We start from the raw sequence: 18,322 nt of genomic DNA on the forward strand, positions 1-18,322 counted from the left end.
GCGACGGCGCGGCCTTCGACACCGTGGTCACGAACCTCGCCGGCCTCGTCGCCGCCAAACGGGCGGCCGGCACCGCCACCCCGTGGATCCGTGTCGTGTTCGTGGCGATGCGCCGCAACGTCGCGCAGCTGCCGCGCCTGGTCGAGCTGCTGGGGCGCGTCGGCGTGGCGGAGCTGCGGGTGCAGAACCTGTCGCACACGTTCGGCGACACCGACCCGGCCGGCGCCTACCGCGAGATCCGCGACTACGCCGCCGCCGAGGCGCTGTGGACCGGCGCCGACCGGGCGGCGGCCGACGCCGCGTTCGCCGAGGCCCGCCGGGCGGCGGCGGAGACCGGCGTGGTGCTGCGCCTGCCGGGCACCGGCGCGCATGCCGGCGGCTGCACGTGGCCCTGGGACGCCGCGTACGTGACGAGTCAGGGAGTGGTGCAGCCGTGCTGCATGGTGATGGGCGACGACCGGGTCGCGCTCGGCCGCCTCGACGAGCAGTCGTTCCCCGAGATCTGGACCGGCCCCGCCTACCGCGAGTTCCGGCGCCGGCTGGCCGGCGACGACCCGCCCGAGGTGTGTGCCGGCTGCGCCCTGTACCAGGGCACATTCTGACAATTCGTACCCGGTTCGCGTGTCACCCCGTGTGGGTGGGGTAGCCGATGAACATGCGTACTGACAATTTCCCGAGCCCGGTTTCCGACCCCGAGGCCCTGGGGCTTCCCGGTACCGCCGACTACGACTCCACCGCGAGGGACGACGTCGACACCGGCCGGGTCGCAGACGGCCCGGACCCCGCGCAGCTGCCGCTGGACCGCGACGACCAGCCGCTCGGGCTCGACCACGCCGACCCGGAGTCGCTGGACGACAAGCTCGACCGCGAGCTGCCCGACACGTCGTTGCAGGAGGTCGGTCCCCGGCCCGACGCCACCGCATCGCCGATCGCCGCCGAGTCGTTCGACCCCGACGCGACCGGCGAGACGCTGGACGTCGTCGACCAGGACACCGCGCTGGACGACGCCCCGGTCGAGCCCAACCTCGACTCGCCGGTCTCGATGTACGACACGGGCATCGGCGGCCGCGACGGCACCGTCGGCCGGCTCGTCGAGCCCGACGAGGGCATCGGCGAGGACACCGAGAAGGACGCGATCGCCTTCGACGCCGGCGCCGCGGGCGGCGGGCCCACGGCCGAGGAGTTGGCCGTGCACGAGATCCCGGAGGGGTGACCCATGGACGCGTCGGCGACATTCATCGGCAACGCGACGGTGCTGCTGCGACTCGGCGCGTTCACGCTGCTGACCGACCCCAACTTCCTGCATGCCGGGCAGCGCGCGTACCTCGGCTACGGCATGTGGTCGAAGCGCCGCCTCGAGCCGGCGCTGGGCATCGAGGAACTCCCGCCGCTCGACGGGGTCGTGCTGTCGCACCTGCACGGTGACCACTTCGACCGGGTCGCCCGGCGCGGACTGCCCCGCGACCTGCCGTTCGTGACGACCCGCCAGGCCCAGCGCCGCCTGTCCAAGTGGCGCTTCACCGAAGCGGTCGGCCTGGCCACGTGGGAGGGCGTCACCTGGCAGCGCGGCGGCGAGGAGCTGCGGATCACCGCCGTCCCCGCGCAGCACGGCCCGGCCGGCGTGCACCTGGCGCTGCCGGAGACGATGGGCACCGTCATCGACTGGTCGCGCGACGGGCAGCGGCGGCTGCGGCTCTACGTCACCGGCGACACGCTCTTCCGCCGGTCGGTGCTGGGGAAGATCCCCGAACGCTTCGGCGACATCGACGCGGCCCTCGTGCACCTGGGCGGCACCCGCATCCTCGGCGTGCTGGTCACCATGGACGCCCGCGACGGGGTCGCGCTGTCGCGCCTGATCCGCCCGCGCAGCATCCTGCCGATCCACTACGAGGACTACACCGTCATGCGCGACCCGCTGCACCACTTCGAGCGGCTCGCCGACGGCCTTCCGGTACGCACCATGTCCCGCGGCGAGACGGTCGACCTGACCGCCGTGTCCGCGATCCAGTGAGGGGGGAATCGCCATGACCATCCAGCCCGACCCGTTCCTCGAGTTCCTCGACGACGACCAGCCGCCGGAGCCGGCCACGGACTCGGATGCGATGTCGCTGGAGGGCCGCGAGCGCCCCCGCGACGAGGACGTGACGACCGACGAGACGGCCCCCGAACCGCCCGACTGAGACGAGACGGCCTCCGAACCGCCCGACTGAAAGGTGCCCGCCGTGACCGATGCGACGCCGCACAACCTGGAAGCCCTGCCGGACGACGAGTCGGGGGACTTCTCCGAAGAACATCAGGACACCACCTTCGCCGACGAGACCGCCGGCGGCCCCGAGCACGCCGAGGAGCCGGAAAGCCCGGACGGCCGCGCCGGCATGGACTGACTCCGGGCGGGGTACCGGGAGCCGGTGAACCGCGACGAGCTCCGCTGGTGCCTGGCCGCGCCCCGGCCCGCCGCGGGGTTCCGCAGCCGCATGGTCGACGTGCTCGGCCTGCGGCTGCACGTCCGCTCGCGCACCGGCCACGACCCGGCGGAGCCGCGGTGGCTGCTGCTGCACGGTCTCGCGGTGTCGCACCGGTACCTGATGCCGACCGCGACCGCCTTCGAGCACGGCGACGTGCTGGTGCCGGACCTGCCGGGCTTCGGCCTGTCCCAGCGCCCGCCCACGACGTTCGGCCCGGGCCGCCACGCCGACGTGGTCGCCGCGCTGCTGGACGTCTCCGGCGTCAGCGGCGCGTGCGTGCTGGGCAACTCCTTCGGCTGTCAGGTCGCCGCCGAGCTGGCCGTCCGCCGCCCGGACCTCGTCGCGCTGCTCGTCCTCGTCGGCCCGACCGTTGACCCCGCCGCCCCGACCGCCGCCGGCCAGGCCCGCCGCTGGCTGCGGGACCTGCTCCGCGAGGACCCGCGGCAGGCCAGGATCCTGGCCGCCGACCTCCGCGACGCGGGCCCCCAGCGGGTCGCGGCCACGCTGCGGCACAGCGTCCGCCACCACATCGAGGACGTCCTGCCGCACGTGGCGGCGCCGGTGCTTTTCCTGCGCGGCGAGCACGACCCGATCGCCCCGCCCCGCTGGCTCACCACGGCCACCGCGATCACTCCCGATGCCATCGCGGCGCCGGTGCCGTGGGCCGCCCACAACGCCGTCACCACCGCCGGCCCGGCCGTCGCCGCGTACGCCACCGCATTCGCCGAGCAGGTCCGGCTGCGCGCGACCCGGTAGGCGTCACTCCGCCGCGTCGACCACGAGCTCCGCCGCCTTCGGCTCCCGCCCGTCCTGAACGGACCCCCGCTGCTGCTCGTCCCGCCGCGCCGGCGGCGTCGACGGCGGTGCCGACCCCGGCCGCCGGGGTGTCTGCTGCTGCGCCATGCCATCTCCAAGCGTCACGGAGCGTTCCTCTGCCCTCACTCACCACCCGGGACCGCGGTCAAACATCGCCGTCCGCCCCGACCAGCCCGGCCAGCGCCCTCCGCACCCCGTCGTCGGCCGCCGCGACCGCGCTCCACACGGCGGTGCCGCCGACCACCGCCACGGCGACCCTCGCCTGGCCCCCGAACCGGTACACCGCGTCGCACCCCTGGTTCATCGCCCACCCGTACGTCACCGGCAGTGTGGTGAGCCTGCCCTTGAGCGCTTCGAGGGCACCGGCCGGCAGGGGGTGATCGAAGCCGGCCGCCACCTCACCGGCCCACAGCACCGCATCCCACGCCTGCGCGAAGGCGTAGTCGGAGAACGCCGCGGCATACCGGCTCCGCGTCGTGCAGGCGTCGTCGTCCGGGTCGACCAGGTACACCGGCGGATCGCCGTATGCCGCCTCGACCTCCACGACCCACCGGCAGCAGTGCTGGCCGTCGGTCTCCAGCAGCAGGTGTCCGCCGTCGAGGAACCGTCCGACGGCTGGGCTCCCGAAATCCCTCGCCGTGGTGACCAGGTTCGAACTGACCGCCGCGAGGCGCCGGTCCCCGCCGAGCAGGAACCACTCCCGGACCGCCGCCGGCAGCGCCCCTCCGATCCACCGCTCCAGCACCGCCACCTCGTCCGGCGCCCCCGCCGGCTCCCCGCGCTCACCGAGCGCCTCGTCGTTCCAGCCCACGGCCAGATCACACCAAGCCGTGCGGGAGTTCGGTGAGGCGGCGGTCCAGGAAGCGGCGCTCAGGGCCGTCGTCGGTGAGGGCCCGCGCGCGGAGGTAGGCGGCGCGTGCCTCCGCGGTGCGGCCGAGGCGGCGCAGCAGCTCGGCCCTGGTCGAGTGCAGGTAGCGGAAGTCGTCCAGGCCGAGGGTGTCGACGATGCGCAGGCCGGCCAGTGGGCCCTCGGTCTCGGCGACGGCGATGGCACGGTTCAGCTCGACGACCGGTGAGGCGGTCAGGCGGGCGAGCTCGCCGTACAGGGCGGCGATCTGCGGCCAGTCGCACGGTGTCTCGGCGTGCAGGGCCGCGATCGCGCCCTGCAGGACGTAGGGGCCGCGGCCGCCCAGGGCGATCGCCCGGTCGAGCACGGCGCGGCCCTGGGCGATCTGTGCGGTGTTCCACCGGGTCGGGTCCTGGTCCTCCAGCAGCACCAGCTCGCCGTCGTGGAAGCGGGTCTCGCGGCGGGAGTCGTGCAGCAGCATCATCGCCAGCAGGCCGTGCACCTCGGGGTCGCCGGGCAGCAGCTCGGTCAGCGCGCGGCCCAGCCAGATCGCCTCGGCGGCGAGCTCGTCGCGGCCGCCGTAGCCCTCGTTGAAGATCAGGTACACGACGGTAAGCACCGCGTCGAGCCGCTCCCGGAGCAGGTGGTCCGGCGGGATGCGGAACGGGATCCCGGCCGCCTTGATCTTGCGTTTGGCGCGGACCAGGCGCTGCGCCATGGTGCGCTCCGGCACGAGCAGGGCGCGGGCGATCTCGCCGGTGGTCAGGCCGCCGAGGGTCCGCAGGGTGAGCGCGACCTGGGCCTCGACCGCGAGCGCCGGGTGGCAGCAGGTGAAGATGAGCTCCAGGCGCTCGTCGGGGACCGCGGTCATCTCCACCTCCTGGGTGGCGGCGAGCAGCGCCAGCCGGGGCACGAGCGCCCGCTCGCGGCGGATGTGGTCGGTGGCGCGGTTCCGTGCCGTGCGGATCAGCCAGGCGCGCGGGTTGGCCGGCACGCCGTCGCGCGGCCAGTGGTCCGCGGCGATGGCGAACGCCTCCTGCGCGGCGTCCTCGGCGAGGTCGAAGTCGCCGAGGACGCCGATGAGGGTGGCCAGGACGCGCCCCCACTCGGCACGGAAGATCCCGTCGAGTGGCGTCACCAATACACTGCCGATGGCCGGATCTCCACGGCGCCGCCGTAGCGGGCCGCCGGGACGCGGGCGGCCACCTCGATGGCCGCGTCGAGGTCGTCGGCCTCGAGGATGAACACGCCCCCGATGGCCTCCTTCATCCCGGCGAACGGGCCGTCGGTCGTCAGGGTCCTGCCGCCCTCCACCCGCACGGTGGTCGCGTGCTCGGCGAGGCCCAGCGGTGGCACGGCGGTGACCCCGGGGGTCCGGTTGATCGCCTGGTAGTCGGCGTAGACCTGCTGCTGCTCCTTCTCGGTGAGCGCAGCCTGCCGCTCGAGCGCCGGGCCTTGGTAGATGAGCATGACGTACTGCATCGCTGCCTCCTCGTCGGGTTTCCAGACTGGCAGTAAGACGAACGGCGGGCCACGAGATCGACAGCCCCCGGGAGGCGAACGTCGTATCGTTCGGCCCGGCTACCACAAGTGTGCGAATCGCTACGCAATGTGATTGTCCGGGCCGTGATGGGGGAATCATGAGGTGGTGAGTGGGGCACCTGACTACGGATTCCTGCGGCTGGGCACGATCATGTCGCCGGACCTGGACGATCCGATGGAGTTCTGGGGCGCGTTCAACCCGGCGGTCGCGCAGGCCCCGGACGGCCGCTGGGTCCTGCTGGCGCGGGTCACCGCCGAGGGCAACGTGTCCCGGCTGCGGCGGGCGGAGATCGTGGTCGAGGACGGCGTGCCGGTGGGGGTGCGCCGCGACGGGATCGCGCTGGGGCCGGACGAGGCGTGGGAGCGCGGCGGCGGACGCGGCGGCGTCGAGGACCCCCGGCTGACCTGGGTCGACCGGCTCGGCCTGTACGTCCTGGCGTACACGGCGCAAGGGCCCTACGGCGCCCGGCCGGCGCTCGCGGTGTCGAAGGACCTCCGGGAGTGGCGGCGGCTCGGGCCGCTGCACTTCGCGTACGACGCCGGCCTGGCGCACGACCTGAACATGTTCCCCAACAAGGACGTCGTCATGTTCCCCGAGCCGGTGCGCGCGCCCGACGGCACGAGCGCGTTCGGGTTCCTGCACCGTCCCATGTGGAGCGAGGAGCTGGGCCTGCCGGTCGGGGTGGACGACCCGAGGCACGGCATCTGGGTGTCGTTCGTGCCGGTCGACGACGTCGTGGCGGACCTGGGGACGTTCGTGCGGCTCGGGCAGCACCGCCCGGTGGCGTTGCCGCAGTACCCGTTCGAGGCGTTCAAGATCGGGGCGGGGGCGCCGCCCGTGCGGGTGCCCGAAGGCTGGCTGGTCGTGCACCACGGCGTCAGCGAGCACGCCATCGACGGGCCGGTGCCGAGGCTCGACTACGCCGCGGGCGCGATGATCCTCGACGCCGACGACGTCACCCGCGTCCGCTACCGCACCACCGAGCCGCTCCTCGCCCCGCAGACCCGCGAGGAGCAGGCCGGCATCGACCGGCACATCGTGTTCCCGAGCGCGCTGGCGTGCATCGGGGAGCGGCAGTACCTGTTCTACGGCATCGCCGACCGGCATGTCGGCGTCGCCCGTCTGGAGCGCGGCGCCTCGGGCGCCTGGGTCGCGGCGGAAGCGGACCAGGGGGGTCAGGCGGCGGTGACGCGGACGGTCTCCAGTGTCGTGTCGGCGGGGTCGGGCAGGACCATCCCGGCGGCCAGCCCGGTGCGCAGGTAGTCCAGCAGCTCCTGCGTGATCCGCTCGCCCGGGACGATCGCGGGGATGCCCGGCGGGTACGGCGTGATCTGCTCGGCGCACACCCGCCCGGCGGCCTTCCCGACCGGGACGGTCTCGGTGGGGCCGAAGAACGCGTCGCGGGGCAGCTGCACGGGCTCCAGGTCGAAGTCCGCCGGCGGCGGCAGGTGCACGGGCTTCGGCGTGGGCAGCGACGGGGCCGCCTCGACCAGGGCGGCCATCGCGTCGACGAGCCGGTCGGCGCTTGCGGCGTCGTCGGCCATCGACAGCGTGGCCTCGACCCGGCGGTGGTCGGACAGGCCCATGTCGACGCGGCAGTGCTCGCGCAGCCAGTCGGCGGCCTGATAGCCGCTGATGCCGAGGTCGCTGACGTCCATGAGGACGTGCATCGGGTCGAGGTCGTGGCTGGCCTCGGCGGCGACGAGCTCGTCGCGCAGCACGTGCACGCCGTCGAGCTCGGCGAGCCGGGCCCGGACGTCCTCGGTGAGCTTCAGGGCGTCGCCGAGGAGCTGGTCGCCGCGCTCGACCATCTGGCGGCGCCAGCCGTCGATGCCGGCGTAGACGATCACGCTGGCGCTGGTGGTCATCAGCAGGTCCGCGCAGGCGAAGAGGTGGCTCGGGTCCACCAGGTCGCCCTGGGTGTGGAAGACCGAGCCCTGCTCGAAGCCCATGCCCATCTTGTGGACGCTGACCACGCAGATGTCGGCGCCGGCGTCCATCGCCCAGGTCGGCAGGTCCTCGTGGAAGGGCAGGTGCGCGCCCCACGCCTCGTCGACGATGAGCGGCTTGCCGCGGCGGTGGCAGATCTCGGCGAGCGCCTCGAGGTCGGCGCACGTGCCGTACGGCGTCGGGCTCACGACCAGCGCGCCGGCCGCGTCAGGGTGCTGCCGCCACGCCTCCTCCAGCTGCTCCGGCGACGGCGGGTGCGCGATGTGCAGGCGCTCGTCGTAGCGGACGTGGATCCAGCGCGGCTCGACGCCGGTGAAGACGAGCCCGGCGACGATCGACTTGTGCACGTCGCGGCTCAGCAGCAGCTGGCCCTTGCCGCCCGCGACCGCGAGCATGGACGCCTTCACGGACAGGGAGCTGCCCGCCGTGGAGAAGAAGGCCTTCTCGGCGCTGACTGCGTCGGCCATCAGCTCCTGGGCCCGTGACAGGTAGCCGTTCGAGGACGACCGGTCGTCCAGGCCCGCCGATGCCAGCACGTCCGCGCGGAACGTGGCGGCGCCGAGGATGTCCCGGGCGCGCGGGTCGGTGCCGCGGCCCTGGCGGTGCCCGGGCGGGGTGGCTAGCTGATGGCGTGCCGAACATCTTTGGCGCTCTTTAGGCAGCTATGATGGTGTGGTGAACCTCAAGGAGTGGGCGGCGTCCACCGGCATCGCGTACATCACCGCTCGGCGGCAGTACGCGGCCGGAACGCTGCCTGTTCCCACGTACCGAATCGGTCGCCTGATCATGGTCGGGGAGCCGGTCACCGGCGCGTTGGCAGAGGTTGGGCAGACGGTGGTGTACGCCCGAGTGTCGTCGGCCGATCAGAAGGCGGATTTGGATCGGCAGGTCGCCCGAGTGACCGTGTGGGCCACCGGTCAGAGGCTGCCCGTTGACCGGGTGGTGACCGAGGTTGGCTCCGTGCTGAACGGGCAACGCAAAAGGTTCCTAGCCCTGCTACGCGACCCCGCCGTGTCGACGATCGTCGTCGAGCACCGGGACCGGTTCGCCCGGTTCGGCGCCGAGTACGTTGAGGCGGCCCTGTCCGCACAGGGCCGCCGCCTGCTGGTGGTTGACCCGGCTGAGGTCGACGACGACCTGGTGCGCGATGTGACGGAGATCCTGACGTCGCTGTGTGCGCGGCTATACGGCCGTTGTGCCGCGGCGAACCGTGCCCGCCGCGCGGTCGAAGCCGCCACCGAGGACCCGGCGTGAAGACGATCCAGGCATATCGGTACGCGCTCGACCTCAACCCCGGCCAGGAACGCGACGTGCTCGCGCACGCCGGAGCGGCCCGGGTCGCCCACAACTGGGCTCTCGCCCGGGTGAAAGCGGTGATGGATCAGCGCGCCGCGGAGCGCACCTACGGCGTGCCGGACGAGCTTCTGACCCCGTCGCTGTCGTGGTCGTTGCCCGCGCTGCGCAAGGCATGGAACTCCGCAAAACCACAGGTTGCGCCGTGGTGGGGCGAGGTGTCCAAAGAGGCGTTCAACACCGGCTTGGACGCCCTGGCCCGCGGCTTGAAGAACTGGACCGACTCACGCACCGGCAAACGAGCAGGCCGCCCGGTCGGTTTCCCCCGGTTCAAGTCCCGCCGACGCGCCACACCCGGCGTGCGGTTCACCACCGGCGCGATTCGCATGGAGCCGGACCGCATGCACGTGGTGTTGCCCCGGCTGGGCCGCCTGAAGCTGCACGAGTCGGCCCGCAAACTCGCCCGCCGCCTCGACAACGGCACCGCCCGGATCATGTCCGCAACCGTGCGGCGTGACGGCGGCCGGTGGCACGTCGCGTTCACCGTCGAAGTCGAACGCGCCGAACGAGTGCCGGCCCGACCGGACTCCGTGGTCGGTGTCGACGTCGGGATCAAACACCTCGCGGTGCTGTCCACTGGCGAGATGGTGCCCAACCCGCGCCACATGGCCACCGCGCAGGCCCGGCTCCGGGCGCTTGGCCGGGCGTTGTCGCGTAAGACCGGCCCGGACCGGCGAACCGGGCGACGCCCGTCGAAACGCTGGGAACGCGCCGCGGCTCGGCTCGGCCGCGCCCATGCCCGGGTGGCCAACCTGCGCCGTGACGGCTTGCACAAGCTCACCACCCGCCTCGCCACCACCCACGGCACCGTCGTGGTCGAAGACCTCAACGTGACCGGGATGCTCGCCAACCGGCGGCTTGCCCGGCACATCGCCGACGCCGGGTTCGCGGAGATCCGCCGCCAACTGGCGTATAAGACCGGATGGAACGGCGGCCGACTCCTGATCGCCGACCGCTGGTATCCGTCCTCCAAGACCTGCTCGGGTTGCGGCGCAGCGAAAGCCAAGCTGTCCCTGGCCGTGCGCGAATACCACTGCGAGGCGTGCGGCCTGGTCATCGACCGGGACTGCAACGCCTCACTGAACCTGGCCGCGCTCGCGGCTGAGTTCAGCACCACCGGGAGTGGCCCGGTGGCAGGACGTGGAGCCGACCAGAAGACCCGCATCCGCGGGCAGGTGGCCGTGAAGCGTCAACCCGGCACGGCATCAATCGGTCAGACCGGGACCGTCCCGCCGCAAGGTGGGACTACCAACCGTGTGCTCACTAAAGCGCACTGAGAGGTAACGGTGAACCCGTACCGGTCCTGGCGGTGGTAGTCCGCGAGGGCGTCGAGCAGGGGCGCTTCGCTGTGTTCCATCTTGAACGTTCGCACCTTGCCCGCTTACCGCGCCGAGGGCCGGGTGAAACGCGGTACCGCCGGCCGGGTGAGGCAGCCGCAGGAGGTGAACGCCGAGGCGTCGAGGGACGCCCACGTCCGGAACGGGGCGGGCGGGCCGCCAGCACCTGCTCACTGCGGCGAGGGCTCCGTGGACGCGACAGCGTCTGCGGGATGGGACTGCGTGACGATCTCATCGACCTGCGCCGGGACCTGCGCCGGCACCCGGAGATCGGCCTGCACCTGCCGCGCACCCGGCGGAAGGTGCTCGCCGCCCTCGAAGGGCTGCCGCTGGAGGTGACCACCGGCACCGCGCTGCCGTCGGTCACGGCGATGCTGCGCGGCGGCGGCCGGCCCGGCGGTGAGCGCGGCCCGCGAGCCGGCGCCCCCGACCTCGCCGGTCGCGCTGCCGGCGCCATCGACGACCTCATCGGCGACGCCCCGTGCCGATAGCGGCCCGGTGACCCGGTGATGGCGGTCACCTACGTCGACGCCGCCTACCTGCGCCACCTCCATGCTGTGCTGAACGAACTTCAGCGCACCACCTCCACCAACCACACGGCGCGGCAAGTTGGAGCGGTCACGACGCTACCGGCCAGCGGTGTCTGGGAGCGGCCTGGTGCGGCAGCGCGTCGATGGCCGGGGTATGGCGCTCGTCGCCGGTCGCCTCGCGCAGCACCACGAGGGCCCGACCGCGGGCCAGGTCGCAGCCCAGCCGGCGCAGCGTGTGGGCGGCACCGGCCAGCTCTGCCGCGCCGTCGCGGTTGCCGGTGCGCAGCGGTGCCGGCGCAGCGGCAGTGTCGGCGACCGCCGCGGTCTGCCGGTAGTCGGACGCCCGCGGCTTGTGGTGGGCATCGGTGCTCACCGAACGACGAGGTTTCGACCCCGTGTCGCAGACCCGCTGTTCGAGCACCGCCGTGCGTCTCGCCTACACGCGGTTCGGCCATCACTCGACCGGGCGGCCCTCGAACCGGGCGGCGTCGGGCCGCGACGGTTGCGCCGGTCGCATCGAGCACAGTCGGTGTCGCTGGGTGTGACAACCGGGTCACACGGTCAAGATTCGATGCGTAAAGATGTGTCTATGTCTTCGCGTTCTGGGGTCGTCGTGGCCGTGGACATCGGTGCGGCCCGGATGAAGGTCGCGTACGCGGGACCGGACGGTGTCGTGCACCTCATCCGCTTCGACGGAGAGAGCTGGGCGCCGTCGGGCGTGCTGGTGGAGCAGGACGGCAGCCTGGTGACCGGCTCGGTCGCGGTCCGTCGGGCGGTGCACCGCCCGGAGGGCCTCGTCGCGGATCCGATGGGCCGGCTGACCGCGGACACGGTGGACGCCGGTGGGGTCGTGATCGAGACCGCGGAGCTGGTGGCGGCGCTGCTACGGGTGGCGCTAGGAGCTGCTGCACAGGCCGCCGGTTCGCCGCTCGCCCTGGTGCGGGTCGTGACCGCCGGCTCGTGGGGTCCACGCCGGCGGGCGGCGCTGCGCACTGCGCTGCAGCGGGTGGGGGCGGGTGACGCGGAGCTCGTGGCCGCGCCGGTCGCGGTGGGCTGGCACCTGCTCGCCGGGGGTGCCGAGCTGACGGAGCAGGCCTTCGTCGTCTGCGACCTGGGTGCCGGGTTCACCGCGACGGTGCTGTCCAGGACCGGTGGCGGATTCGACGTCCTCGCCAGTGTCGACGCCGCGGACGGGGGTGGTAACGCGCTGGACACGGCGGTCGCGGAGTTCCTGGCGCCGTCCGGCGGGGCCACGGAGCTGCTGCAACCGGCGAGGCTGGCGAAGGAGGCGCTGTCGGTGACCCAGACGGTGCTGGTTCCGGGTCCGTCGGGGGAGCAGATCGTGTTCGGGTTGCCGCAGCTGCGGCAGGCGGCCGCCGGGGTCGTGGACGCGGCTGTCGCCGCGACGGTACAGGCGGTCGAGGCCGCTGACGTGGACCGCGAGCACCTGGGGCTGCTGGTGTGTGTCGGTGGGGGAGCGCGGCTGCCGGTTGTCGCGGATGCGTTCGGCGACGCGGTCGGCGTCCGCCCGGTGACGGTCCCGCAGCCGGAGGTGGCGGCGGTCCTCGGCGCGGTCCAGCTGCCGGTGCCGGCAGCGGACACCACGGTGGCGTCGAGCGTCTGGGACGCGACCGGTGCGGTTTTGGCCGCGGTCGCGTCGGTGGTGTTGTTCGCCCAGTTCATGGCGGGCGCATACCGGTACGGGCCGCAACATTCGATCGAGGACGGTGCGCTGCTCGCGCACTGGGGCGGGCTGTGCCTGGCGGCGGTCCTCGCCGTCGTCGCGACCGCGGTCGGCGCGTCCTGGCTGCACGGCGCGCGGCGGGGGCAACCGGCTGACGAGCGGCTGCGGCGCCGGCTGTACGGGGTGCAGCTGGCGGTGTCCGTGGTACCCGGACTCGCGGTCTGCGTCACGTACGTGATCATCGCGGTCGGCCACTTCGAGGCGCCGGCGTGGCCGCTGCTGCGGTGGTCGGTGCTGGCCGCGACACCTGTTGCCGTCACCGTCGCCGCGGCCGGGCTGACGGTGGTCGTGCGGCCGCTGCTGGTGGAGCAGGCGTGGACGCAGTGGTTCCGGTTGCCGCTGGCGGTGATCGTCCTCGCGGGTGCCGGCGGGTTTCTGATCGGGTACGACGTGGCGGCTCCGCCGTACGAGCTGCGGCCGTTGCTGTGGTGGCTGGAGCAGTTCCGGCCCGACGTTAGAGAGTCGATGACCCCGATCGGCCGGGCCGGTGCCGCATGTCTGGGTGTCGCGGCGGCGCTGGTGGTGGCCCGCCGGGTCTGGACCCGGGCGCTGGCGGCGGTGCCGCTGGCGTTGCTGGCCGCGACGACGGTGGAGGACCGGTCGACCGGGCTGATCGCGGCGACGTTCGGTGTCGTGGTCGCGGGGTGGTGGTTGCGGCGGACCGTGGCGGCCGTCGGCGGCGCAGCGCTGCGGGAACCGAAGCCCGCCGGCAGCGGCGTGGGTGAGACGGTGGCCGCGGGGCAGGCCCGGTGAGGGGTGTCGGGCGGCTGGTGCTGCGTGCCGCCGCCGGCGTGGTTGTGGTCCTGCTCGTGGTGGCGGGGATGCCGTGGCTGCTGCTGTCGCTGACCCGGCTGTTGCTGTCCGACCCGCCGGACGTCGCGCAACTGGTGGCGGAGCCGTTGTCGGCGGCGACCGTGGTCCTGCTCGTCGTCGCCTGCGCGTGGGCGTTCTGGGGCTGGCTGGTGGTCGGCGCGGTCCTCGAGGCCGTGGACCGGCTCCGCCGCCCCGGCCGGGTGCGGTCGCGTGCCCCGGCGCCGCTGTACACGTCGGTCAGCGCCGTGGTCGGGACGGTCGCGCTGCTGCTCGAAGGGGCGGCCGTCCAACCGGCCAACGATGACACACTCGTCGCGACGTCGACCCACGACGGCGGCATCGCCCGCCAGCACGCCGAGGCGCCGGCACGGCAGCGTGGCATCGAGGTGGCCGGTGCCGGCTGGCTCCCGGCGCCGGCGGCAGCCGCGGGTGCGGTGGCCGCCCTGATCTGGGTGCAGCGCCGCCGCCAGTACCAGCCGCAGACACCGGGCGGGGCGCACCGTGACGATCCAGAGCTGACGCCGCTGCCGGTACCGTCCGATATGGAAGGACGGGTCGTCGTCGGCGTGGCGGCGGGCGGATGGCTGGATCTGGCGGACCTTCCCGGTGAGGGAGTGCACCTCTCCGGTGCCGGGGCGGTGAGCGCGCTGCGCGGGATGGTGGTCTCCGTGCTGGCCGCTGCAGCGACCGCGTCCGCTCGCGGCCCGGCCGTGGTGATCTCGTCCGGTGATCTACGGATGCTGATCGGTGGTGCAGTGGCCGCGGTGCCCGGCCTGAACGTCGTCGACGACCAGGGCACGGCGGCAACGGTCGGGGCGGTACTCGCTGCGGCGGGTCAGCCGGTACTGCTCGTGCGCGGCGGGAGCCAGCGACATGACGGGCCCACCCCGGCCGGGATGACCGTCGTGTCGCTAGACGCCGCGTTGTCGCTGCCCTCGTGGGAGGTTCGCGCCGACGGCACCGTCGCGGCTGCGGACGTGCGGCTCGCGGTGCTCAACGCCGCCGCAGCGGCCGTCGTCCTCACCGGACTGCGGCAGGCCACGCCGAACTCAGCCCCGGTTCCCGTGCAGGATCCCGTCGCACCGCCCGCCGAACCGCGGCGCCTGTCCGTCGGCGTGCTCGGGCCGGTCCGCGTGGAGTGCGCCGACGGTGACGCGGTATCACCGGTGAGTGTGCGGCGTTCCGCCGGCATGCACCTGTTGGTGCTGCTCGCCGTGCACCGCGACGGCGCCACCGGCGACGACCTCGCCGCCGCGCTCTGGCCCGACCTGCCCACGCGTCCCGCCCGGCGGTTCGCGACCACCCTGTCGGAGCTGCGGCAACAGCTGCAGCAGGCGACCGGCGCCGACGTCGTCGAACGGTCCAACGTGCTCACCGGCGGCAGCCGGTACCGGCTGGATCCCGCGGCCGTGGACGTCGACCTGTGGCGGTTCCACGACCTGCTCGACACCGCGGCGAGCGTCGCCACGCCCGCCGAACGCCGGGCACTGCTGCGGCAGGCCGCGGACCTCGACCGCGGTGAGCTCGCCGAAGGACTGACCGCAGCCTGGCTGCAGCCGGTACGCGAAGCCACCGCCCGGCACCGCATCGACATCCTCACCTACCTGGCCGGCGCCGAACCGGACCACGGCACCGCCCTCGCGCTGCTGCACCGGGCGCTGCGCGTCGCTCCCGGCAACGAGGCGATCGTGCGAGCCGTGCTGCGCCGCCACGCCGCCGCCGGCGACCTCGAGGGCGTGCACCGTGCGTACACCACCCTGCTCGACCAACGGCCGGCGGACGACGACGCGCCCGAACCGGCCACGGCGCAGCTGTACGAGGAGCTCACCACCACGGACCCCGGCGTGCCCGCAACCAGCGGCGCACCAGAACGGACCCCACGATGACCGGTACACCGACCGCTCCGCCGGTGCTCGTCGACTACGACACGACCGGCTACCCGATGCTGCCGGCCACACCGCCCGTCCCTCGGGTGCTGCGGCCCGCGGGCGGCGGCGGTTCACCCGGTCCCCGCCGTGCCCGGCTGAGCGTCCGGTCGGTGGCGGCCGCGGTCGCAGTCCTGCTGGTCGCGGCCGTCGCGGTCCGCTGCTCGGGGATCGGGCCGACCGAGTCACCGGAAAGCCTCGTCCGGGCACTGTTCGCCGCACTCACCGCGCACGACGGGCAACGCGTCGACAGCCTCGGCTGGTGCGAGCGGAGCCCGTTGTGCAGCACGCCCGGCCTCACCACCGGCTACCAGGCGCCGGAGAACGTCACCATCCTGTCCAGCACCGCCCTCGGCCGCGACCAGCACCAGGTCAAGGTCCGGTACACGGTCGGCGGTACGTCCGCTGAAGAGTCGGTCGGGCTGACCCGGCACCGCAGCGGGATGCTCGGGCACCGGTGGGGCATCAGCGAGCTGCCCGGTGCCCGGCTGACCGTGCGTGCCGAGGCCTTCGACGAGGTCCACGTCGCCGGCGTGACCGTCCGGCCGAACATGACCGAGCGGTCCACTACCGCGGCCGAGCCGGGGTGGTTCGCACCGCCCGGCGCATACACGGTCGCCGTTGACGCCGCTGTCCCGTTCGCCGCGACCACGGTGATCGTCGTCGTCGCAGGCGGCGTCGACCCGCCGACGGCGGTCATCACCCCGACGCTGAGCCCGGACGTGCAGCCGGCGATCGAGCAGCAGATCCAGGACCGGATCGTGCAGTGCGGCAAGCAGCAGGAGTTCCACCCGTACCCGCCGCAGTGGCGGACGTTCCAGCAGACGTGCCCGTTCGCGCACGACCCGCAGTCGCCGTTCACGAAGCCGCCCGTGTGGACGGTCGAGCGGCTGCCGACGATCATGCTGCGCGTCGACGACCGCGCCGTCGTGAGCGTCAAGACGACGTCACCGGGGATCGCGACCGTCCGGTACCAGTGGAGCCTCGACGTCCTGGAGCCCCGCCAGTGGACCGACGCGAGCAAGACGGTCGAGTTCACCGTCGACGGGAGGGTCGGCGTCGCGGACAACGCACCCACCTGGATCGGGTAAGCCCCCGCCCGTGTGACCTCGTGTGACCTCGTGTGGCCGCGTGTGACCGTGTGTGATCCCGTGTGACCTGCGGATCCGTTCCGCCCGCCGGGCGGTTGGCTGACGCTTGCCGGGAAGGTCCTGAGGTCCACAGGTCACCCGGTGCGTGCCGCCGGCGATGGAGGTCCCGATGCATCCAGCCCGCATCCCGTCGCGGCTCCGGTCGCTCCACGCGCTCTCCCGGGTGCTGCTCGGCGGGCTGACGGTGATCGTCGGCGTGGCGGGCCTCGCGGTCCTGCCGTATCCGCTGTGGCTGATGACCCGCGCCTGCTGGGACAGCATCGACTGGGCCGAGACACTCGACCAGCCGCTCAACGGCCCGCTGCTGATCCTTGCCGCGGTCGGCGCCGGCTGGGCGGTGTGGGGTTGGCTGCTGTACGCGACGGCCGCCGACATCGCCGCTGCGCTCCAGGGCCGCGCACCGCTGCGGCTGCCGGTCCCGCTGCACCGGGCGGTCACCGCTGCCGCCGGCCTGCTGGGTGCGTTGCTGCAGCCGGCCGCCGCCGCAGCCGCAACTACGCCCGCGTCGACCGCCGCCGTGCAGGCCGACGACGCCGCGGCCTCGCCGGTGACCACCGCAGCGCCGGTCATGATCGAGACTCCGGCGTCCGCCGCCGCGCCCGTCACGGTCGAGACCCCGGCGCCGCAGCCGGTGATCTACGTCGTGCGGCGAGGCGACGCCCTGTCCCGGATCGCGCGGAACGAGCTCGGCGACGCGAACCGCTGGCCGGAGATCTACACCCTCAACCGCGGCACCCGGTTCACCGACGTCGGCGGCACCCTCACCAACCCCGACGTCATCTACCCGGGTTGGCGGCTGAAGATGCCGCTCCCGGCCGTGACGCCACCGCCGGCTACCACCGTGCAGCCACCCGCCTCGACCGGCAGCGCGCCACCTGCCGCCACCGCACCACCGACGCCCGCGCCATCTATGTCCGCGCCGTCCACCGTCGCGTCACCTACGCCGTCCGTCCCCTCGAGCGCCGCGCCGGCGACCGCCGCCTCGAGCCAACGGCTTACTGACCTGCTGCCGTGGCTCGCGCTGATCCTCACGCCGGTCGTCGCCGTGCTGCTGCGCCGACGCCGCCACCCGGGCACAAGGCCGGCCCGCGCCCGCACTCCGAAGAGCAGGACCGCACCGGCCGAGCCAGTCGCCGCCGCAACGGCTGCACCTGGTGACCGACCCGAGGCAGCCGCAGCGCCAGAAGCCCGCACCCCCGCGGAACGGCACGAGATCGCCCGTCGACTCGTCGACGACCCCGCCACCCGCGTGATCATCCCTCGGGCCACGTTGCAGCACCTCAGACCCGACCAGACGGCACCCTCCGACGCGGCGGCACTCACCGTCACCACGACCGTCGACGAGGCCATCATCGCCGTCGAAGCAGAGATGCTGCGCCGGGCCCGCCTCGTCGCCGAACACGACGCCGACGACTACGCCGACATCCGCGACGTCGAAGACCTCACGCCCATCGTCCTCGTGACCCAAGCCGACCCGGAACAACGCACCCGGATCGCGGCCACCGTCGAGCCCGCCGGCCAGTACGACATCCAAGCGGTCATCGTCGACGCGCCGCGCCCCACCACGCTCAGCTGGCAGTCCGCACGCGTACCTGAGCGAGCACCTGCGCCGGCCGACGCCGCCCGTCGCCAGGTTCCCACCGAGTCCACTCCCGCCGACGCCGACGAACCGGCATCGGAGATGGTGCGGGTGCAGGTCATCGGCGACGTGCGCGTGCTCGACCGGCGCGGCCAGCCGGTACCCGGACTCCGCGGCCGTGCCAAGGACCTACTCACCTACCTGGCCCTCCACCGCGCCGGCGCGGAGCTCTCCGACATCATGGAAGCGCTGTGGCCCGACGCCACCAT

19 protein-coding genes and 1 pseudogene are annotated in these 18,322 nt (G+C 73.5%); 14 read left to right on the forward strand and 6 right to left on the reverse strand.

The window, feature by feature from the left end; all coding sequences use genetic code 11:
- Positions 1–23: 23 nt before the first annotated feature.
- The 6 genes from ACFY3L_RS51390 to ACFY3L_RS51415 are packed head-to-tail and all read left to right on the forward strand — an operon-like array spanning position 24 to position 3,221.
- Positions 24–602, forward strand: a complete 579-nt coding sequence (locus ACFY3L_RS51390) for an SPASM domain-containing protein (RefSeq protein ID WP_389342202.1) — start codon at positions 24–26, stop codon at positions 600–602.
- Between the two features lie 53 nt (positions 603–655).
- Complete coding sequence (locus ACFY3L_RS51395; protein WP_389342205.1) at positions 656–1,213, forward strand: DUF5709 domain-containing protein; 558 nt, start codon at positions 656–658, stop codon at positions 1,211–1,213.
- Between the two features lie 3 nt (positions 1,214–1,216).
- Entirely contained in the window at positions 1,217–2,011 is a 795-nt protein-coding gene (locus ACFY3L_RS51400) for an MBL fold metallo-hydrolase (RefSeq protein ID WP_389342208.1), read from the forward strand.
- 13 nt (positions 2,012–2,024) lie between these two features.
- The gene (locus ACFY3L_RS51405; RefSeq protein ID WP_389342211.1) at positions 2,025–2,180 is read left to right on the forward strand and encodes a hypothetical protein; all 156 of its coding nucleotides are present in this window, start codon (positions 2,025–2,027) and stop codon (positions 2,178–2,180) included.
- Positions 2,181–2,222: 42 nt separating this feature from the next.
- Positions 2,223–2,384 carry a hypothetical protein gene (locus tag ACFY3L_RS51410; protein WP_389342214.1) on the forward strand — a complete coding sequence of 54 codons (162 nt, stop codon included), beginning with the start codon at positions 2,223–2,225 and terminating at the stop codon, positions 2,382–2,384.
- A gap of 24 nt (positions 2,385–2,408) precedes the next feature.
- The gene (locus tag ACFY3L_RS51415) at positions 2,409–3,221 is read left to right on the forward strand and encodes an alpha/beta fold hydrolase (RefSeq protein ID WP_389342217.1); all 813 of its coding nucleotides are present in this window, start codon (positions 2,409–2,411) and stop codon (positions 3,219–3,221) included.
- 3 nt (positions 3,222–3,224) lie between these two features.
- Here the strand turns inward: ACFY3L_RS51415 and ACFY3L_RS51420 are convergent, their stop codons facing one another.
- From ACFY3L_RS51420 to ACFY3L_RS51435, 4 genes are read right to left on the reverse strand one after another with little or no spacing between them, the layout of a single operon-like run.
- Entirely contained in the window at positions 3,225–3,386 is a 162-nt protein-coding gene (locus ACFY3L_RS51420) for a hypothetical protein (RefSeq protein ID WP_389342220.1), read from the reverse strand.
- A 40-nt stretch (positions 3,387–3,426) separates the two neighbouring features.
- Positions 3,427–4,092: a hypothetical protein gene (locus ACFY3L_RS51425; protein ID WP_389342223.1), complete on the reverse strand. Its 666-nt coding sequence runs from the start codon at positions 4,090–4,092 to the stop codon at positions 3,427–3,429.
- Positions 4,093–4,099: 7 nt separating this feature from the next.
- The gene (locus tag ACFY3L_RS51430) at positions 4,100–5,266 is read right to left on the reverse strand and encodes an RNA polymerase sigma factor (RefSeq protein ID WP_389342226.1); all 1,167 of its coding nucleotides are present in this window, start codon (positions 5,264–5,266) and stop codon (positions 4,100–4,102) included.
- Complete coding sequence (locus ACFY3L_RS51435; RefSeq protein WP_389342229.1) at positions 5,263–5,610, reverse strand: YciI family protein; 348 nt, start codon at positions 5,608–5,610, stop codon at positions 5,263–5,265. Before ACFY3L_RS51435 ends, ACFY3L_RS51430 begins: the two co-directional genes overlap by 4 nt.
- Positions 5,611–5,776: 166 nt before the next feature.
- Here ACFY3L_RS51435 and ACFY3L_RS51440 point away from each other — a divergent pair, with 166 nt between their 5' ends.
- A complete protein-coding gene (locus tag ACFY3L_RS51440; protein ID WP_389342232.1) occupies positions 5,777–6,934 on the forward strand; it encodes a hypothetical protein in 1,158 nt (385 codons plus the stop codon).
- Here the strand turns inward: ACFY3L_RS51440 and ACFY3L_RS51445 are convergent.
- Positions 6,847–8,283 (reverse strand): aminotransferase class I/II-fold pyridoxal phosphate-dependent enzyme, encoded by a 1,437-nt coding sequence (locus tag ACFY3L_RS51445; RefSeq protein ID WP_389342262.1) that lies wholly within the window; start codon positions 8,281–8,283, stop codon positions 6,847–6,849. The genes ACFY3L_RS51440 and ACFY3L_RS51445 overlap by 88 nt on opposite strands.
- A gap of 13 nt (positions 8,284–8,296) precedes the next feature.
- Here ACFY3L_RS51445 and ACFY3L_RS51450 point away from each other — a divergent pair, with 13 nt between their 5' ends.
- From ACFY3L_RS51450 to ACFY3L_RS51460, 3 genes are all read left to right on the forward strand, one after another.
- On the forward strand, positions 8,297–8,875 hold the full coding sequence (locus tag ACFY3L_RS51450; RefSeq protein WP_389342235.1) for an IS607 family transposase: 579 nt from the start codon (positions 8,297–8,299) through the stop codon (positions 8,873–8,875).
- A complete protein-coding gene (gene tnpB / locus ACFY3L_RS51455) occupies positions 8,872–10,251 on the forward strand; it encodes an IS607 family element RNA-guided endonuclease TnpB (protein ID WP_389342238.1) in 1,380 nt (459 codons plus the stop codon). The genes ACFY3L_RS51450 and tnpB overlap by 4 nt, the downstream gene beginning before the upstream one ends.
- Before the next feature lie 272 nt (positions 10,252–10,523).
- Positions 10,524–10,802, forward strand: coding sequence for a hypothetical protein (locus tag ACFY3L_RS51460; protein ID WP_389342241.1), 279 nt, complete (start codon positions 10,524–10,526; stop codon positions 10,800–10,802).
- Between the two features lie 127 nt (positions 10,803–10,929).
- Here the strand turns inward: ACFY3L_RS51460 and ACFY3L_RS51465 are convergent, their stop codons facing one another.
- Positions 10,930–11,214, reverse strand: a complete 285-nt coding sequence (locus ACFY3L_RS51465) for a hypothetical protein (RefSeq protein ID WP_389342244.1) — start codon at positions 11,212–11,214, stop codon at positions 10,930–10,932.
- 216 nt (positions 11,215–11,430) lie between these two features.
- Here ACFY3L_RS51465 and ACFY3L_RS51470 point away from each other — a divergent pair, with 216 nt between their 5' ends.
- From ACFY3L_RS51470 to ACFY3L_RS51485, 4 genes and pseudogenes are all read left to right on the forward strand, one after another.
- A complete protein-coding gene (locus ACFY3L_RS51470; RefSeq protein ID WP_389342247.1) occupies positions 11,431–13,338 on the forward strand; it encodes a hypothetical protein in 1,908 nt (635 codons plus the stop codon).
- The gene (locus ACFY3L_RS51475; RefSeq protein ID WP_389342250.1) at positions 13,335–15,284 is read left to right on the forward strand and encodes a hypothetical protein; all 1,950 of its coding nucleotides are present in this window, start codon (positions 13,335–13,337) and stop codon (positions 15,282–15,284) included. Before ACFY3L_RS51470 ends, ACFY3L_RS51475 begins: the two co-directional genes overlap by 4 nt.
- On the forward strand, positions 15,281–16,414 hold the full coding sequence (locus ACFY3L_RS51480) for a hypothetical protein (RefSeq protein ID WP_389342253.1): 1,134 nt from the start codon (positions 15,281–15,283) through the stop codon (positions 16,412–16,414). Before ACFY3L_RS51475 ends, ACFY3L_RS51480 begins: the two co-directional genes overlap by 4 nt.
- A gap of 169 nt (positions 16,415–16,583) precedes the next feature.
- Positions 16,584–18,322, forward strand: a pseudogene (locus ACFY3L_RS51485) (hypothetical protein); the annotation flags it as partial.

It is taken from the genome of Dactylosporangium sp. NPDC000521 (assembly GCF_042898305.1).
Lineage (GTDB): Bacteria > Actinomycetota > Actinomycetes > Mycobacteriales > Micromonosporaceae > Dactylosporangium.

Coding starts and splice junctions, on each gene's coding strand:
- ACFY3L_RS51395 (WP_389342205.1), top strand. CDS start 656: ATGCGTACTGACAATTTCCCGAGCCCGGTTTCCGACCCCGAGGCCCTG.
- ACFY3L_RS51400 (WP_389342208.1), top strand. CDS start 1,217: ATGGACGCGTCGGCGACATTCATCGGCAACGCGACGGTGCTGCTGCGA.
- ACFY3L_RS51405 (WP_389342211.1), top strand. CDS start 2,025: ATGACCATCCAGCCCGACCCGTTCCTCGAGTTCCTCGACGACGACCAG.
- ACFY3L_RS51435 (WP_389342229.1), bottom strand. CDS start 5,610: ATGCAGTACGTCATGCTCATCTACCAAGGCCCGGCGCTCGAGCGGCAG.
- ACFY3L_RS51460 (WP_389342241.1), top strand. CDS start 10,524: ATGGGACTGCGTGACGATCTCATCGACCTGCGCCGGGACCTGCGCCGG.
- ACFY3L_RS51470 (WP_389342247.1), top strand. CDS start 11,431: ATGTCTTCGCGTTCTGGGGTCGTCGTGGCCGTGGACATCGGTGCGGCC.
- ACFY3L_RS51480 (WP_389342253.1), top strand. CDS start 15,281: ATGACCGGTACACCGACCGCTCCGCCGGTGCTCGTCGACTACGACACG.